The following is an 18,516-nucleotide window of genomic DNA, read 5'->3' as shown; positions in this document are numbered from 1 at the left end:
GAGTACCTGATTTATACTGGAAATATACTAACTACATGTTAATTGTTTTTTAATCTACCACGTACTTCCATTAATAAATACAATGAACCCGATACAATCGTCCTCGATTTACTTGCTGTCTGTCGTTTTAAAAATTGCACATAATCTTCTAAAACTGCCTTATGAGAGGCGTTGGACAGCTCAAGCATGTTGTGAGCAGCCATCGCACGGGGATTATCAAAATCAACAAAGTAAAAACAATCACTTACTTGCTCAAATAGTTGCAAAATCTCTTTTACAGCCTTATCTGCAAGAACTCCAATCACAAAAGTAATCTGGTCATCTGGGAACTCCTGCTTAATCGTTTCTATTAATTTCTCAGCACTCGCTGGATTATGCGCACCGTCTAAAACAATATAAGGCATAATTTCTTCAAAACGTCCTAAAATGGTTGCATTTTTTACAGCTTTTTGAATAGCTTCTTCACTAACTTGTAACTCCAATGAGGTTGCTACTTCGAAGAAGGCTGTAATAGCAAGTGCCATATTATTCGCCTGATGTGCTCCCTTAATAGTGCGTGTAAGCTTTGTAATGCGGAGGCCATTGTCATTATGCACATAGCTCTCTCCATCTTTCTCTTGTTCCACATAAAACTGATGATTTAGCTCAAAAACGGAGGCATGTTTTTTGCTGGCTTCCTGATAAACTATATTTTTCGCTTCTAACGGTAAATCGCCGATAATAACTGGATGATACGACTTAATAATTCCGGCTTTATGATAGGCAATACTTTCAATCGTATCTCCTAAAAAATTCGTATGCTCTAATGCGATACTCGGTATGATAGAGGCAATTGGTGTGACCACATTCGTACTATCAAGTAAGCCACCCATACCAGCTTCAATAAGGGCGATATCTACATTACTAGCAACGAAATGTAAAAACGCTGCAACCGTTAAAAGTTCAAAATCTGTTAGTTTGCCACTAAGTCCGGCTATCTGCATTTGTTGGAATACAAGATCCATTTCAGCGTCAGAAATAGCTTGACCTTCTACTTGAATTTGATCATGCACGTCCAAAATACAAGGAGACATAAATTTACCAACACGTAAGCCATGTTCCTTAGCGATTGATTCTAGAAAAGTAAGTGTCGAGCCTTTACCGTTAGTCCCTGCTAAATGTACGACTTGCAATTTATTTTCTGGATTATCTACTCGTGCCAATGCTTCTTCAATCGCAGTTAAACCAGGTTTAATAACATCATCACTCTGAACATTCCATTTTTCCTTATAGCTATTCCATTTAGGGATCATCTTTGTTCCCCCTGTAGCCATTGTCGAACTTCAGCTATAAAATACAAGGAGCCTGTAATGACGATAACATCATCATCATTTCTTTGGTGTAACATCGTTTGAACCATTTCACACCAATTCGCATTATATATTTTATTCGTATTTGTAGATAATGCAACTAATTGATCAGCAGGCATAGCATTCGGAAGCTCAATTTGTGTAAATGCAATTGATGTAGCAATACTATCCATTAAAGCAATACTTTGTGCATGATCTTTATCCGATAATGCCGCATATATAAATCGATAGTTTTGCTGCGGATAAACCGTTTTAAGAGTTTGAATTAATGCCGCAGTTCCTTCAGGATTATGTGCCCCATCTAATATAATAGCGCCTGGTAATTGCTCAAAACGGCCTGCCCACTGAGCTTTTGCCAAAGCTTGACGGATTGATGCATCTGAAATATCAACGGCCCCATTTTCTCTTAACGTTAGGATCGCCGTAATCGCAACGCTTGCATTATTTATTTGATGCTGACCAGCCATTTTTAATGAGATAGACTCCATCTCCAAATTTGCTTTACGGTAATTAAAATGTTGCAAATCAGTTCCTTGTTCAATATTTTCAACCGTAAAATCCTCCCCTAAAACAAAGCATGGGGCATGACGCTCATTTGCTACCTCACGAATAACAGGAAGTGCCTCTTCACTTTTAACACCCACTACAACAGGTACATTTTCTTTAATAATTCCCGCTTTCTCAAACGCTACTTTAGCTACCGTATCCCCTAAAAACGCAGTATGTTCTAATGAAATCGTTGTAATAATTGAAATTAGAGGCGTAACGACATTCGTAGCATCTAAACGTCCACCAAGTCCCGTTTCAATCAGCGCAAAATCCACTTCTTCATCCGCAAAATATTGGAACATAATAAGTGTTACCACTTCAAAAAAGCTCGGAAATTCACCTTCATAATGTGTCTCAATAATCTCAGCAACTTTGTTCATATAGTGTAAAAATTGTGCATCATTAATTTGCATACCATTAATAGTCATACGTTCATTAACACGCTCTAGATGAGGTGAAGTAAAGGCGCCTACTTTGTAGCTAGTAAGTTGTAACATTTCTCTTAGCGCATTTACTGTTGACCCCTTTCCATTTGAGCCTGCTAAATGGATAACACGTAGCTTGTCCTGTGGGTTATTAAGAAAAGCTAACACCTCTCGCATCAATACGAGCGGAGCACGTTTATGATCAACTGCCTTTAACGTAAAAATAAAATCTGTACATTCTTTCATCGTTTTAAACAAAAGAAACACTCCCTCTTACTACATTATCTCTATTTTAGTATAAGTAGCGCCTAATACACATATTTTTCGTAAAAACTTACACTTGAATGAAAGAAAAAAAACAGCGGATGACGATTGCCATCCGCTGTCTCAGTCTTACATATTTTTTAGTTCTTCTAAACGTTTTAATACAACCGCATGTTTACTTTCGTAATCAGCTAATTTCTCACGCTCCGCATTAACTAATGCTTCCGGCGCTTTAGACACGAATTTTTCATTCGATAACTTACCATTCACAAGCTTCACTTCTTTTGCCCATTTTTCTAATTCTTTTTCAAGACGAGCAATTTCTTCTTCCAGATTAATAAGTCCAACAAGTGGTAGGAATAGTTCAGCACCAGTTATTACTGCTGTCATTGACTGACCAGGTGCTTCTAAGTTTTCTCCAATTGTTAGTGATTCTGGATTACAGAATTTTTCTAAATATGCTTTATTTGCTTCTAGTACTGTAACCGTAGTAGCATCCTTCGCTGAAATATATAGAGGCACTTTTTTGCTCATTGGTGTATTTACTTCCGCACGAATATTACGTACTGAACGTATAATATCCATTAGGAGCTTCATATTGTCTGCTTCCTCTGCAAAATGAAGATCCGCACGAACAGTTGGCCATGCTGCCACTGTAATTGATTCACCTTCATGAGGTAAGTGCTGCCAGATTTCTTCTGTAATGAATGGCATGAATGGATGTAATAGACGCATCGTTTGGTCTAAAACGTAAGCTAAAATAGAACGAGTCGTTTTCTTAGCTGCTTCGTCTTCACCATATAACGGTAATTTAGCCATTTCAATATACCAAGAACAGAAATCATCCCAAATGAAGTTATAAAGCTCACGGCCAACTTCACCAAATTCATAACGTTCTGCAAGAGATGTTACACGTTCAATTGTTTCATTTAAGCGAGTAAGAATCCATTTGTCGGCAACTGATTTTTCACCAGTTAAGTCGATTTCATCATATGTCATACCTTCCATATTCATTAAAGCAAAACGAGAGGCATTCCAAATTTTATTTGCAAAGTTCCATACTGACTCTACTTTTTCAGTTGTATAGCGTAAATCTTGACCAGGAGAAGATCCAGTAGCTAAGAAGTAACGTAATGAATCAGCACCATACTGATCAATAACGTCCATAGGGTCTACACCATTGCCAAGTGATTTACTCATCTTGCGTCCTTCTCCATCACGTACTAAACCGTGAATTAATACATCTTTGAATGGGCGCTGACCTGTAAATTCAAGACCTTGGAAGATCATGCGAGAAACCCAGAAGAAAATAATATCATAACCAGTTACAAGTGTGCTTGTTGGATAGTAACGTTTATATTCTTCGTTCGTCTCATCTGGCCAACCCATTGTAGAAAATGGCCATAGTGCAGACGAGAACCATGTATCTAATACGTCTGCATCTTGCGTCCAATTTTCTGCATCTGCTGGTGCTTCTATACCTACGTAAACTTCACCTGTTTCATTGTGATACCAAGCAGGGATTTGATGACCCCACCATAATTGACGAGAGATACACCAGTCACGAATGTTTTCCATCCAGCGAGAATATGTGTTTTCAAAACGAGATGGTACGAAGTTTACTTGCCCTTCTTCATCTTTTTGAAGAGTAAGTGAAGCATCAGCAAGTGGTTGCATTTTAACGAACCATTGTGCAGAAAGATATGGCTCTACAACAGCACCAGAACGCTCAGAGTGTCCTACTGAATGTGTATGCTCTTCAATACGGATAAGCACACCAGCTTCTTGTAAATCAGCTACGATTTGCTTACGGCATTCAAAACGATCCATACCGTTATACTTGCCAGCAAGCTCGTTCATAGTACCATCTTCATTCATAACAAGAATGCGTTCTAGGTTGTGGCGGTTACCAACCTCAAAGTCATTAGGATCGTGTGCTGGTGTCATTTTTACAACCCCAGTACCGAATTCCAAATCTACGTAGTCATCTGCTACGATTGGAATTTCACGACCTACGATTGGTAAAATAACTGTTTTACCGATTAAGTGTTGATAGCGCTCATCATTCGGGTGAACAGCTACCCCAGAGTCACCTAGCATTGTTTCAGGACGTGTAGTTGCTACTTCCACGTATCCTGAGCCATCAGCTAATGGGTATTTCATATGATAGAATGCACCTTGAACATCTTTATAGATAACTTCAATATCTGATAATGCTGTTTTTGCAGCAGGGTCCCAGTTAATAATGCGTTCGCCACGATAGATTAGGCCTTTTTCATATAATTGAACGAAAACAGTTTTAACTGCATCAGAAAGACCTTCATCAAGTGTGAAACGCTCGCGAGAGTAATCTAATCCAAGACCAAGCTTCGCCCATTGATCACGAATATGCCCAGCATATTCTTCTTTCCATTCCCATGTTTTTTCGAGGAATTTTTCACGACCTAAATCATAACGTGTAATATTTTCTTCTCGTAGTTTTGCTTCTACTTTTGCTTGTGTCGCAATACCTGCATGGTCCATTCCTGGTAACCAAAGTGCATCATAACCTTGCATGCGCTTCATACGAATTAAAATATCTTGTAATGTTGTATCCCAAGCATGGCCAAGGTGTAGTCTACCTGTTACATTCGGTGGTGGAATAACGATAGAATAAGGCTCCTTTTCACTTGTAGGCTGCGCCTCAAAAAATTTCCCTTGTAACCACCATTCATAACGACCTGCTTCAATGGACTGTGGATCATATTTTGTTGGCATTGAAATGTTTTCTGTCATTTTGACTCCTCCTGTTAACTTAATAATTTTTTTTAGTGTGAGATCGTACCAATCATTCTTTTTTAAGTCTCAGTAAAAAGACATTAACAAGAAGATTAATAAAAATAAAAAAAACTCCTAACGTCAAAAAGGACGAAGGAGTTTAAGTTCGCGGTACCACCTTTAATTCCAGCAGAGGCGAGTTAAGCTATCATACATTTCATCAGAAAAAAATGTACTACTTGCTTAAGCCTTTACTACTGGCTCTCAATTCGGTAACGGTGTTCAACCGGCTTTAACTACTGTTAGTTCACTAAAGCTGCTCGAGGGCTACATTCAACTAGGTACAAATAGAAACTTTTCAGCTACCGTTTCCTCTCTTAAAATGTACAAATAATTTACTCTTCCCTGTCATAGCATTTGCATTTATATTCAACTTTTTCACATTGTACCCCAAAATCGTGCAATTTTTCAAGTGATTTAGTCATTTTTTAGGAAGCACTACTAGAAAAGGAAGTGAAAATTCAAATGCGACGACGTAAGTATAACCCTTGGCTTTTACCACCATGGCTACGACAATTTCGTTTTTATTGCAAAACGATAATTGTTCCAATTTGTGCTTTTCAGTTTATACGTGTCATCATCATTCCAACATCTGGGGATTTCATCATTTTATTGCTCCTTTTACTTCTATGCTATTTACTTTTGAATGAAATCATTTGAAACACGAACCTTTAGCGGTGTATAGTCTTCGGTTAAATCCCAGATCATCGATGGCACTTCATGCCAGGAACTAGATTCACGGACTACAATATTACTTGAGGACTCCCTCAACATTGTTTTTGATGCAGGCTTTTCTTTTTTGTCTGAAGCTACTATTGCTTCAGACTTTTCTTTTTGAACTGCAAATGAAACAGTCTTTGATTTTTCCTCTTGTGCTGAAGCTGCTACAGTTACAGTTTTTTCTTCTTGATTCGAAGCTACTGCAGTTGTAGGTTGTTTTACTTGTGCCGTTTCTTTTACAAGGTCCCCCTTCTCAATTTGAGCTGAGGCATTGACAGACTGTTCTTCAAAAACGTGCGCTTTTTCTAACGCAAGCTCAGGCTCATTAAAAGCACTCGTTACCGTCCACTCAAGCTGACACATCTGATTCCTCAAAACAGGTCGAATATCCTTTACCATTAAATCTTCAATAGCTGCATCCTTTGGCAAATCTACGTTTAAAGGAACTGCATACTCAAAATAACCAGTATCTCCTTGAATATCTAGCGTATCGATTTGTACTAATTCATCATCACCCATGTAAGCTTGCATGTCTTGAAAATCAAAACGAACATGTGCTGTGATATGATAAATACCCGTCAAACGTAGAGAATCTTCTAACTGCGTAGTCTGCCACCGTGGCTTAATTTGTACAGCTGCTATTTCTGTTGGGCAGCCATAACCAGGAAAACAAAAAGTTTCACTCATATTCCAAGTTTTATGTTCGATAATAATCCCTCCTCTTGCATCATATGAAGCTCCGAAGGATAGTATGCTATAGGATGATGAATCAATTTCGTCTTGGTGTATATTATGTAGCTGTCTCTTTACTCTCGCGCAAAAAAACAATGCGTTCGGATTTTGTATAGTGCCCACGGGAAGCGGTACATCGGACGTCCCTAAGAAAAGCGCCTGCCGTAACAGAAAAAAGGCAAGCTAGAAATTCTCTAGCTTGCCTTTTACTGGTGTGCAATCGTTATTATACATTCACCAATTTAATTTTATTTGCTACACGGTCTGTTAACATTTGTGTTGCTTTTGGTACGATTGGCTTAAAGATTGGATTTAAAACAGGACCCGCTAATCCTCCTGCTGTTACTTCCAAGAAGCCTGTCATTTTTGTATTTTCTGCATCAATACTTTCTGCTAGGAAATAACCGTTTCCTGAAAAGTTATCAGAAATTCCTTTTAATTCGAATGTGACTTTAGAAGGCGCTGCCCATTCTAAAATAGTAATCTCTACTTGTACTGTTTTTTTCAGAACACCAACATTGCCTTTAAACGTCCATGTTGAATGTTTTTCATCAATCATTTCATGTGCATTATAACCCGGGACAAGTTTTGCCCATTTTTCCATATCACTGACGAAATCCCATACATTTTCAATTCCTACAGGTACTTCGACCATATGTGTGCCAGTTGCCATATCAATTCACTACTTTCTTTTACGAATAGCTCTATTATATACGATTTCGCCCACAATTTGGCTATGCTGAAAGTTATAATTTTAATAAAAATTTTTCAAGCGGTAACGAACATACATTGATTGTCATTTAACGGTTTATCTGCAATGGCTTATATTTTTGCGGTTCATCACCAAAAGTTGTGGATGACTTTTGGTAAAACGTCTACTATGTAAAAGTTGATTGGAGTGGAGACTGGGCGACTCCTTGGGGAATAGCGTCACAGATGAGACCCTGCAGCGAAGCGAAGCGGCTCATCGGACGCCCCCAGGAAAGCGCCCAGTCGGAACGGAAATCAACCACACGTTTTGGAGTAAACAACAAAAAATAACATGCTAGAAAATACTTCTAGCATGCTATTTTTTATCAGCCTATTATCTTGCTAATTGTGCAAATACTTTATGGAAAGCATCAACTGTTTTTGAGATATGCTCCTCCGTATGTGCAGTAGAAATAAATAAACCTTCAAATTGAGATGGTGGTAAGAAAATACCTTCTTCTGCCATTAAACGGAAGTATTCAGCAAACAATTGCAAATCTGACGTTTTTGCTGAATCAAAATCAATAACATCTTCATTCGTAAAGAAGAATCCTATCATTGAACCAGCACGATTTACAGTATGCGGAATATTGTATTTCGTTGCTGCTTCACGGAAACCAGCCTCTAATTGATCTCCTAGCTTTTTGAAGTATTCATAAGAGCTATGATCAAGGCGAGTTAATGTTTCATAGCCAGCTGTCATCGCTAATGGATTCCCTGACAATGTCCCAGCTTGATAGATTGGACCAGCAGGTGCTACCTGCTCCATAATGTCTTTTTTCCCTGCAAATGCTCCAACAGGAAGTCCACCACCTATAACTTTACCTAATGTTGTCATATCTGGTGTGACATCAAAATAACCTTGTGCACAGCCATAATCAACACGGAAGCCTGTCATAACTTCATCAAAAATTAACAATGTTCCATGTTCCTTTGTTAATTCACGTAAGCCTTGTAGGAAGCCTGGTTGTGGAGGGACAACGCCCATATTCCCTGCGACTGGCTCAACAATTACTGCGGCAAGCTCTGAACCAAACTTTTCGAAAACTAGTTTAGCCCCTTCTAAGTCATTGTACGCTACTGTTAAAGTATTGCGTGCAATATCTGCTGGAACACCAGGGCTATCAGGTAAGCCTAATGTAGCTACCCCAGAACCAGCCTTAATAAGCAAGGAATCTCCATGACCATGATAAGAGCCCTCAAATTTTAAAATTTTATCGCGCCCTGTAACACCACGAGCTACTCGTAAAGCTGACATCGTAGCCTCTGTCCCCGAAGAAACGAAGCGAATCATTTCCATTCCAGGTAGTCGATCTAATACTAATTTGGCTAATTGGTTTTCTGTGTAGCTTGGTGCTCCAAACGAGGAGCCTTTCGCTGCTGTTTCTGCAATTGCTTGTACAACTTCTGGATGCGTATGACCTAAAATTAGAGGTCCCCATGATAATACATAGTCAATATATTCATTGCCATCAACATCTTTAATAATAGCACCGTGACCAGATTCCATGAAGATTGGATCCATATTTACGGATTTGAATGCACGTACTGGGCTACTAACACCACCTGGCATTAGGTTAATTGCTTCAGCATATGCTTGTTTTGATTTTTCATAAGAACGCGTCATTTATTTCTCCTCCAACCAACGTGCAACATCTTTAGCATGATACGTAATGATTAAATCTGAACCTGCACGTTTCATGCTAAGTAACGTTTCAAGCACTACATTTTTCTCTTCAATCCAGCCATTAATAGCCGCTGCTTTAATCATTGCATATTCTCCGGAAACGTTGTATGCAACAATCGGTAATGTATAATTATTTTTCACATCACGAATAATGTCTAAATAACTTAAAGCTGGTTTAACGATTAAGAAATCTGCACCTTCTTCAATATCTGATTCCGCTTCACGGAATGCCTCCATACGATTCGATGGATCCATTTGGTATGATTTACGATCACCAAATTGAGGTGCACCATCAGCTGCATCTCGGAATGGACCATAATAGCTAGATGCATATTTTACGGCATATGACATAATCGGAACATTTTCAAAACCTGCTTCATCTAGACCCGCACGAATGGCTGCTACAAATCCATCCATCATATTAGATGGAGCGATAATATCCGCCCCTGCTTTCGCTTGTGATACTGCTGTACGTGCTAAAACATCTAATGAAGGATCGTTTAAAATTTGATCGCCTTCAATTAAGCCACAATGGCCATGATCTGTAAATTCACATAAGCATGTATCCGCTATGACTAAAAGTTCTGGGTAACGAGCTTTAATTAGTCGTGTTGCTTTTTGCACAATACCATGATCATGGAAAGCACCAGTTCCAACTGCATCTTTTTCTGCAGGTAAGCCAAATAAAATAACAGCAGGAATACCTAAAGCAACAACTTCATCAATCTCAGCTTCAAGTTTATCTAATGAAAATTGAAAAACTCCTGGCATAGAAGGGACTTCATTTTTAATATTTTCGCCTTCCATAACGAAAATCGGATATATTAAATCCTCTTTGTGTAAGTATGTTTCTTTTACCATTGATCGTATAGCAGCATTTGCACGCAAACGACGATGTCTTTGAAATTGTAATTTTGTCATTTTCTTTCTCCTACTTTCGTTATTTCCTCGATGACTGCTTGCATTGTATATACGCTCGGCATAATATCTACAATAGCACCGTGATTTACAATAGCTGCTTCTGTAATATGACCGATTACTGCTACATGTACTGCCTCCCAACCAATTACCGATGCTATATCCTTTGCGTATACATCAACAGCAGAAGGACTAGCAAAAATCACTGTGACATCGCTATTCGTACGGATACATTCAGTTATTAATTGTTTTTGATCATGTCGCTCAATCGTTTCATAAACTGTCCATTCCTTCAATGTAAAGGGCAGACCTTCCTTTAATGTATTTTTCGCTTTTTCTCCACGAATAAATAGACAAGTAGGATTGCTCCCTACTACCACATCAGGAAATTCTTGAACAAATACATCTGCACTAAATATAGAAGGCATAAAGCTCACATGGAATCCTAGCTTTTCTAAGGCTGTAGTAGTCTTAGTACCGATAGAAGCGATTTTGCCTTGAAAATATGCTGCATTTACATTAAAGCGTTGCATCTTGTTGGCAAAAGCTTCTACCGCATTTTGACTCGTAAAAATGAGCCATTCAAATTGACGTGCAAACTTTAATTGCACATCATCGTTTTTATCGATCAGCTCGCAAGTTTCAATCAAAGGGGCAATCACTGCTTGACCACCTAATGCTGTAATGTCATCTAGTATGGTTGTCGTCTTAGATGTACCTGTCAAAATAATAGTTTTACCTTCTAAAGGTAAATTATTTTGCATCTTGCTCTGCCTTTACTCGTTGAATTAATTCAAAAGCACCTTGCTTCGTTAAAATCTCAGCAAGCTCTTTCCCAACTGCTTCCGCATCAGAGCCAACAACTGTTTCCTTATAAACAACTGAAGCATCTGGTGCAGCAACAAGGCCAGTTAATGTAATTTCTTCCCCGTTAGACTTTGCATATCCTGCGATAGGCACTTGACAGCCGCCATCCATAGCCGCTAGGAAAGCACGTTCTGCATGCGCTTCTTGCCATGTAATGCTATCTGTTAACTTGCCTAATTCCGTTAATAGTTCTGTATCGTCTCCACGGCATTCAATACCTAAAGATCCTTGTGCTACTGCTGGTAGACAATCCTCAACAGATAAAAACTCAGTAACTACATCATCGCTCCAGCCAAGGCGTTTTAGACCAGCCGCTGCTAAAATGATGGCATCATATTCTTCAGTTTCAAGTTTAGCTAAGCGTGTATCTACATTTCCACGAATCCATTTAATTTCAATATCTGGACGGACAGTTAAAAGTTGAGCACTGCGACGAAGAGAACTTGTCCCAACAACAGCTCCTGCTGGAAGGTCGGCAAATTTCACATGTCCTTTTGAAATAAAAGCATCACGCGCATCTTCACGTGGTGGAATACAGCCAATGACTAATCCTTCAGGCAATACTGCAGGCATATCTTTCATAGAATGGACAGCAAAGTCAATTTCTTTGTCGTAAAGAGCTTGTTCAATTTCTTTGACGAAAAGCCCTTTACCACCTACTTTAGATAGTTGCACGTCTAAAATTTGGTCACCTTTCGTGACAATTTCTTTCACTTCAAATTCAAATGGTACACCAGCTGCTTTTAACTCATTGATAAACCAATTTGTTTGTGTTAAAGCTAGCTTACTTCTCCTAGAACCTACAATAATTTTTCTCAACAGTCTCCAACCTCTCTTCTAATACCATAAATGGAATCGTGATAAACTGCTTCCTAAAAAGAAGTTAACAACAACTAATAGATAAGCGTATATATGTACCCACGCATAAGTTGTCCCTGTCAGCTTACTTTTACGATTCACATACAATATAAAGCAATACAAAATTAATATAATAAAGGACCCAATAATCTTCGCATCAAAAATCGAAAGACTCTCTAGCGTTAGTAGTGCCCATTCAAACCCTAAAACTAAACTTACAGACAACACTGGAATACCAATGTAAAATGAAACATTCATCCAGTTGCTCGTCTGCTGTAGTGATGGCAACCTTGTCCATACATGTGACCATTTTTTCTTTTTCAGCAAACGATATAATACTAAATACAATATCGCAAAAACAAATGTTAAAGAAAACGCTGCGTACGATAAAATGGCAAATGATATATGAATAAAAAGTAATTCCGAAATTAAAGTATCACTCACTATTCCTGTCGGTCGTTTCGGCATAAAAGTAAAGATACTAGCGAATAAAAATCCTAGTATATTAATAATAAATACCGGTAAATCAACTCGTGCAATACAGTGCAAAATAATAGATAGTGTCACAAGCAGCCAGGAATAAAAGAGAATCCCTTCTGACAAGGATAAAATCGGAAAACGCTTCGTTTCCACAAAAGTTAATAAAATAATGGCACTTTGAATTACCCATACGAATGAAACAAGCCAAAAAGCAACTCGCCTTGCTCGTATTTGCTTATAAAAGTAATCAGTAAAGTAAAATACTAGACTGATCGCATACAAGACGATCATTACTTCATAGAGCCTTGTCATCGTCAAATCAGCCAATAGACATCCCTTCTTTATATTGTAAGTACTAAAGTAGTGTACTTTAGCCTAGAAAAAAAAACGTTTTCGTATCCTTAGTTTACCATACAGATACGAAAACGCCTCATTTAATATCAGTAGAAAATCTCGCTCGCGGGAAAAAGCTCGAAGGACAACTTTTCTAAAGTTGCACCGCGAACACATAGACATCTATCAATTATGCATTGGCATAATTGCGTCCGGAATCGGCTTTGTACTTAGGCCTGCACGAGGGCCGACACGATGTCGGTCATTTCGGTAATGCCACAGGACGTGGCGTTTTTACCGATGCAGGTCAGTTTGCCATTATCGCATAATGCGATGATCTTAGGCTAACATCCGCTAAGCACTCCTTTCCGATTCTGTGACATCCGCCGGAGGCTTTAGGCCAACACGAAGTTGGTCACTCAGGCGTTTTCACAGGATGTGAAGGTCTTAGCCTGAGTTCCTCTGTTTCAGCGGAGTTTGGACACCAGCTGAAAAGTAACTTTAACCTGCATTCATCTCACCATCTATAGAGGTGGGAGACTTCTGTAGCTGACGCTTTGCTCTCGCTACAAAAGAGATTTGCTGAAAGAAGTTAGAAAGAATACTTTGGTTCAGTGGAAGATTGTGACGACTGTATGCGTTCTTTGCGTTCAAGCTCTTGTTCTGTCATCGCAGTAACTTCAGATTCCACAGCATCCTCAATACCGAAAATTTGTTGGAATAAACGTAACTGTTCATTTGCTTTTGGTGAATTTGCCATTTCTTTAGCTTGTAAAATTGGTTCTTTTAACAATTGATTAATAATAGACTTTGTATGCTTGCTTAAAATTTTACGTTCTCGATCCGTTAAATCTGGCATTTTATTTTCGATACTAATCATTGTCTCTTCTTGAATATGATTTGCTTTTTTTCGTAAAGCCGAGATGACAGGGACAACGCCAAGAGTAGCAACCCAATCTTTAAATTGCACAATCTCTTTGCCAATCATCGATGAAATATCAGCAGCAGCGCGTTCACGTTCTGCTAAGTTTGCTTCGACGATGCCTTGTAAATCATCTATATCATATAAGAAAACATTCGGTAAATCTCCAACACGTGGATCAATATCACGCGGAACCGCAATATCTACCATAAATAATGGTTTACCTTTACGCAAACGTTCAACAAATTGCATCAATTCATAGTCAATCACATAATCTGTTGCACCTGTAGACGTAATTAAAATATCCGCTTCCAGTAGCGAACATTGTAGTTCTTTCATGGATTTTGCTTCACCGTCAAATTTAGCTGCTAGGCTTTCTGCTTTTTCGAACGTACGGTTAATTACGGTTACTTTTCCTACACCGCTACCGTAAAGGTTCTCAATAGCAAGTTCCCCCATTTTTCCTGCACCTAAAATAGCTACATGCTTACGTTGTAAAGATCCGAATATTTTTTTTGCTAATTCAACTGCTGCATAAGAGACAGATACCGCGTTCTCACCGATAGCCGTTTCATTATGTGCTCGCTTCGCAAATGTCACTGCTTGTTTAAATAGCTGATTGTATACCGTTCCTGTCGTTCCAATCTCTTGTCCATTTAAGAAGCTTTTTCTAACTTGTCCTAAAATTTGAGTTTCGCCAAGTACCATCGAATCAATACCAGCTGTCACTTTGAATAAATGCTCGATTGCCTCATCTTCTTCACGAATTGTTAAATACGAAGAAAATGTCTCCACAGGCAGGTCGAACCAATTTGCTAAAAATTGTTTAACAAAATGACGTCCAGTATGCAATTGGTCAACTACTGCATATATTTCTGTACGGTTACATGTCGAAACAATAACGTTTTCTAATATACTTTTTTCCTTTTGCAGCGCTTCCATTGCCTGTGGTAGTTCACTCTCTATGAATGATAACTTTTCACGAATCTCAACTGGCGCCGTTTTATAATTCAAGCCTACTACGATGGTATGCATGAATAACACCTCTCACGTTCTAATTAACAAATCTCATTATAGCACAGTTCGACAAGAGTTCATCAATAATTTGTGAACATGTCATGAAGAACTGAAATTCGTCATCTAGATTAGAATTATTATAAACTAAGTGTAACAAATTATACGTTCTGTTTCAAATTTAATGTTTTCCAGAAGATTCTCTTGAATGGCTCATTACCAAAGCGTGTGGTTGATTTCCGTTCCGACTGGGCGCTTTGTTGCTTCCGCTACGCTTTTGCACAGATAAAACATTTGTTGGCTTTCGCACAGAGCAAAGCTTCCTGGGGGCGTCCGATGAGCCGCTTCAATCAACTTATTCACATGATATATGTTTTATTAAAGGCATTCCTATCTCCCGGTGATGAACAACTAAAAGATGATTGATATTGAAGATTCCAAAAGGCAATTCCTAATTATTCATACGTACAAACTATTACTTACTTTCACGTTGGAATAAGGATAATCAATTATTTGTTTTTTAGGTAAATTTATCTTTCGAAATAAACAATAGAGTTAAAGCAAATCTTATAACTCTATTGTTCTTTTAATTATTATGAGGTAAGGAAAATGTCTATGTTGAATTATTATTTTTAACAAGGCTAAATTTACTTTCTTATACTATTGTTCCCTAATTCTAAATTAAGATAAACATTTCTGTACATTAGTCATCACCTCAAAGTTTCTTTAAGGTGTATAATTGCCAAATTTTAATTAAATAAAAGCTTCATTTTGAAGGTTAGGAAATTTTTTTTGGATATATGATGAAGATAAGTTGATTGAATTGGAGGCGGAACAGAAATCAACCCCACTTTATATTAATAAGTATATAAAATCAAAAAAGCTGAACTAATTGTTAGAATTAGTTCAGCTTAATTTTGAGTTTAATTTGTAATTGTCGTAGTTTTTGTAGCTATGATTTTACCGTCTTTATCATATGCTATAAATTCAATCTCATTATTAACTTTGAAGTCCTGCATTGTTTGCACTGTTTTTGTTAGCATGTAGACATTATCACTACGCTTTTTCAATTCGAACTGCGCATCTCCACTTAAAGAAGGGAATCGTACATTAACCTTTGCAACATTTGAGCAATTACCATCGATTCTTGCATTCATTGTAATATTGCCTTTGCGTAGAGTTACTGTCGCTTCTTCAAATATATCTTCTGGATTCACGCAACTTGAAGGCGAAGTTTTACATAAAATTGCATCAATAATTTTTTGGAAAACTTGATGTAATTGTAAGTTATCGATTGCGTGGTAGTAAATACCACCCGTTTCAGCAGCCAATTGCGTTAAAATTGCATCATTGACTTGTGATTTTTTACCCATACTTACAGTGTAAATCTTAACCCCTTTATTTTTTGCATCGTTCAACACTTTTGTCATCTTAGATTTACTTGTTTTACCATCTGACACGACAATAATAGCTTTTGACGTTTTTGAATCATTCGAGAATTTAGACAGTGCCATTTCAATACCTGCAAAAATATCTGTAGCACCTTTCTCTTTCGAAGCTTTATATAGATCTTTTTTCAATACATTGTCTGTCGTTCCCTCTCCAAGAACAGTAGCTTTTGTATTTGTTTCAATTACAATATTATTTTTTGCTTTAATTTGATTGATGACTTCCATCATTTTCTTACCACGGTAATTTGTTTGGTCAGAAGCTTTCATCGAAGCAGAGTAATCAACTACGTAAGCGACTTCTGTTGCTAAAGAACAAGAATTTTTACTAAAGTAAGGATTTGTAAAAATTTCCTTCGTAAATGTTTTATCCTTTAGATCCTTTAAGATTGTTGCATAACGAGGATCTATTTTATTTACTAGTGTTGCTTCAGCTTTCGATTTTCCATAAATAACGGAGTCAAAGTACGCAACGGCTGTCCCTGGGCTTCCTGTATTATTTAAGTAATCCGAAGTATTTGTAACAAATGAAGCTGTTTTCTCAACACCATCAAATTTAATTTTTACTGTTCCTTGATAGTCAGTAATAATTTCTCCACCTGGTCTTACTAAAGTAACCATTACTTTTGTGTAACGATCTTTACCAGATGGTCTTGATGCCGCTTCTTCGCTTTCCTTTAACGCCTCCACCCGTTTTTTATAGGCTTCTACTTGACCTAGTAATTTACCACCTTGGTATTTTAATAATACTGTTCGATCATAGTTACTCAAACTTGTGAAAATAGCATAAATTTTCATGACACTATCATAATGCTCGAGTGTTAGTTTTTTTTCATCTGGCATATAGCCCATAAGTTGAATAATAGCACCGACTGGGTTAATATTCTCAACCTGTGAGGCAATCGCATCATCAATTCCTTGAATTCGATAAATTGGACGCCCATCATCTGAAATCATATACATAATTTCAATCGTATCATTAATTGAATCCTTCAAACGTTTTTCAATAATCTCTTCGAATAACCAAACGGAAATATTATAGTTTTCAAATTGTAGAATGGCATTTTCATATCCTAATGCAGGGTATTTTTTATCATTGCCACCATATTGTAAATAAATATTTTCAACATTTCCTAGAGCATTCGTTACATTTGTTTGTTGTCCAATACTAAATAGCTTTTCTTCTCTATCAATCCAATGGACGTTCACAATATTTTCTTTAAAGAACTCTGGTAATTTTTCATACGGTACATATGGAGGTGTTACATTTCCATTTTCATCATCCGTATTTGCTGGATCATAAACTTGATAATCAATGCGCATTTCCGGCTGAGGTGAATAACGGACATGTGCATTCAGTTTTTCACCTACAAGACATTTCATACCAGGATCTGTGTTATTAATAAGCTCAAATGAAATTGTATCACGGACAGATTTTGTTAATTTTGGTGCAATTACAATCGCAGAGACAGTAGAGCCATCTGATTGTACATTTCGAACAGCTTCACCAGATGTGTCAACGATTTTGGCACCATATGATGAAGTTACACGGAATGTATAAGATTTATCATCAGGAATTGGATCGCCATTACAAGCTTTTAAAGATACAGTAATGAGCGTTGAATCTTGGTCATTTGCGATTAAATCTGGTTTTTCAACATCAATACTTTGTAGAGCATTATTAACATATTCCGGTCCAGTAAAATCGTTGTTATTATCCTTTGGCTCTTCAAATTCTGTATTGCTTGAGCCCATGAAGCCTGGAGGTAATGTAATTTTGTCGTTATCACGTCCTGCAGCCGTACGTTTTAATCCTAGTACAGCAAAGTTGCCGTTTTGTACACTGCGGTATAATAATTCAGCACTATCTCCTCTAGTTAGCTTTGTAGAAGGTTGAAAATCAGCAAACGTCTTTTTACCAGTATTGCCTGTTGAAATATCATTTGTGTATAAATATTGAACCGCCTGAGGCTCATCTAAATCTAAACCTCTAAATGCAGCATATATACGTGCAAATTGTCCACGTGTAACAGCTTTTGAACGATTGGCTGTTGTATAGGTACCATTAAACGGTAAATAAAAATCACTATAGAAGTTATAAGCTACACTGTCGTTATATGATAATGCATAGTTTCGATCTAGCTTCGCAAACAAGACAACAAGCTCTTGCTCAGTTAGCTGTTCGTTAGGTGAAAAATTATTAGCGCTATCCAATTTGAATAAATCATTATCGACTGCCCATGAAATAGCTTTGTATTTACTATTAGTAGTTGGTACATCCCTAATTGTCGTAGCTGCCTGAGTCACAGCTGGAGTTGCTGTCATCAGGACTAGCACGATACATAGCAGGGATAGAAATGCTTTTTTAGCATACGTCATTTAT

The 18,516-nt window shown here is 37.6% G+C and carries 12 protein-coding genes and 1 other annotated feature; all 12 genes read right to left on the bottom strand.

Going from position 1 to position 18,516, the window contains the following annotated elements; translation table 11 throughout:
* Positions 1 to 38: 38 nt before the first annotated feature.
* Positions 39 to 1,292, bottom strand: a complete 1,254-nt coding sequence (locus ABE34_RS23520; RefSeq protein WP_197144829.1) for a bifunctional folylpolyglutamate synthase/dihydrofolate synthase — start codon at positions 1,290 to 1,292, stop codon at positions 39 to 41.
* Positions 1,289 to 2,581 (bottom strand): bifunctional folylpolyglutamate synthase/dihydrofolate synthase, encoded by a 1,293-nt coding sequence (locus ABE34_RS23515; RefSeq protein WP_241747252.1) that lies wholly within the window; start codon positions 2,579 to 2,581, stop codon positions 1,289 to 1,291. Before ABE34_RS23515 ends, ABE34_RS23520 begins: the two co-directional genes overlap by 4 nt.
* Positions 2,582 to 2,716: 135 nt before the next feature.
* Entirely contained in the window at positions 2,717 to 5,362 is a 2,646-nt protein-coding gene (locus ABE34_RS23510) for a valine--tRNA ligase (protein WP_197144828.1), read from the bottom strand.
* A gap of 125 nt (positions 5,363 to 5,487) precedes the next feature.
* Positions 5,488 to 5,765, bottom strand: a binding site (T-box leader).
* 275 nt (positions 5,766 to 6,040) lie between these two features.
* Positions 6,041 to 6,811 carry a valyl-tRNA synthetase gene (locus ABE34_RS23505; protein WP_197144827.1) on the bottom strand — a complete coding sequence of 257 codons (771 nt, stop codon included), beginning with the start codon at positions 6,809 to 6,811 and terminating at the stop codon, positions 6,041 to 6,043.
* Positions 6,812 to 7,082: 271 nt separating this feature from the next.
* Positions 7,083 to 7,529 (bottom strand): CoxG family protein, encoded by a 447-nt coding sequence (locus tag ABE34_RS23500; RefSeq protein WP_079563128.1) that lies wholly within the window; start codon positions 7,527 to 7,529, stop codon positions 7,083 to 7,085.
* A 411-nt stretch (positions 7,530 to 7,940) separates the two neighbouring features.
* Positions 7,941 to 9,233, bottom strand: coding sequence for a glutamate-1-semialdehyde 2,1-aminomutase (hemL, locus tag ABE34_RS23495; RefSeq protein ID WP_197144826.1), 1,293 nt, complete (start codon positions 9,231 to 9,233; stop codon positions 7,941 to 7,943).
* On the bottom strand, positions 9,234 to 10,214 hold the full coding sequence (gene hemB / locus ABE34_RS23490; protein WP_197144825.1) for a porphobilinogen synthase: 981 nt from the start codon (positions 10,212 to 10,214) through the stop codon (positions 9,234 to 9,236). It lies immediately after the preceding gene.
* A complete protein-coding gene (locus tag ABE34_RS23485; protein WP_197144824.1) occupies positions 10,211 to 10,975 on the bottom strand; it encodes a uroporphyrinogen-III synthase in 765 nt (254 codons plus the stop codon). Before ABE34_RS23485 ends, hemB begins: the two co-directional genes overlap by 4 nt.
* Complete coding sequence (gene hemC / locus ABE34_RS23480) at positions 10,965 to 11,897, bottom strand: hydroxymethylbilane synthase (protein WP_197144823.1); 933 nt, start codon at positions 11,895 to 11,897, stop codon at positions 10,965 to 10,967. Before hemC ends, ABE34_RS23485 begins: the two co-directional genes overlap by 11 nt.
* Before the next feature lie 18 nt (positions 11,898 to 11,915).
* Positions 11,916 to 12,743, bottom strand: coding sequence for a cytochrome C assembly family protein (locus ABE34_RS23475; RefSeq protein WP_197144822.1), 828 nt, complete (start codon positions 12,741 to 12,743; stop codon positions 11,916 to 11,918).
* Between the two features lie 598 nt (positions 12,744 to 13,341).
* Complete coding sequence (hemA, locus tag ABE34_RS23470; RefSeq protein ID WP_197144821.1) at positions 13,342 to 14,706, bottom strand: glutamyl-tRNA reductase; 1,365 nt, start codon at positions 14,704 to 14,706, stop codon at positions 13,342 to 13,344.
* Between the two features lie 902 nt (positions 14,707 to 15,608).
* A complete protein-coding gene (locus ABE34_RS23465) occupies positions 15,609 to 18,512 on the bottom strand; it encodes an S-layer homology domain-containing protein (protein WP_197144820.1) in 2,904 nt (967 codons plus the stop codon).
* Positions 18,513 to 18,516: the final 4 nt, after the last annotated feature.

The organism is Lysinibacillus sphaericus (genome assembly GCF_015844675.1).
GTDB classification, from domain to species: domain Bacteria; phylum Bacillota; class Bacilli; order Bacillales_A; family Planococcaceae; genus Lysinibacillus; species Lysinibacillus sphaericus_E.
The sequence above is the reverse complement of the archived record's forward strand: the minus strand, read 5'-3'. Positions and strand labels throughout refer to the sequence as shown.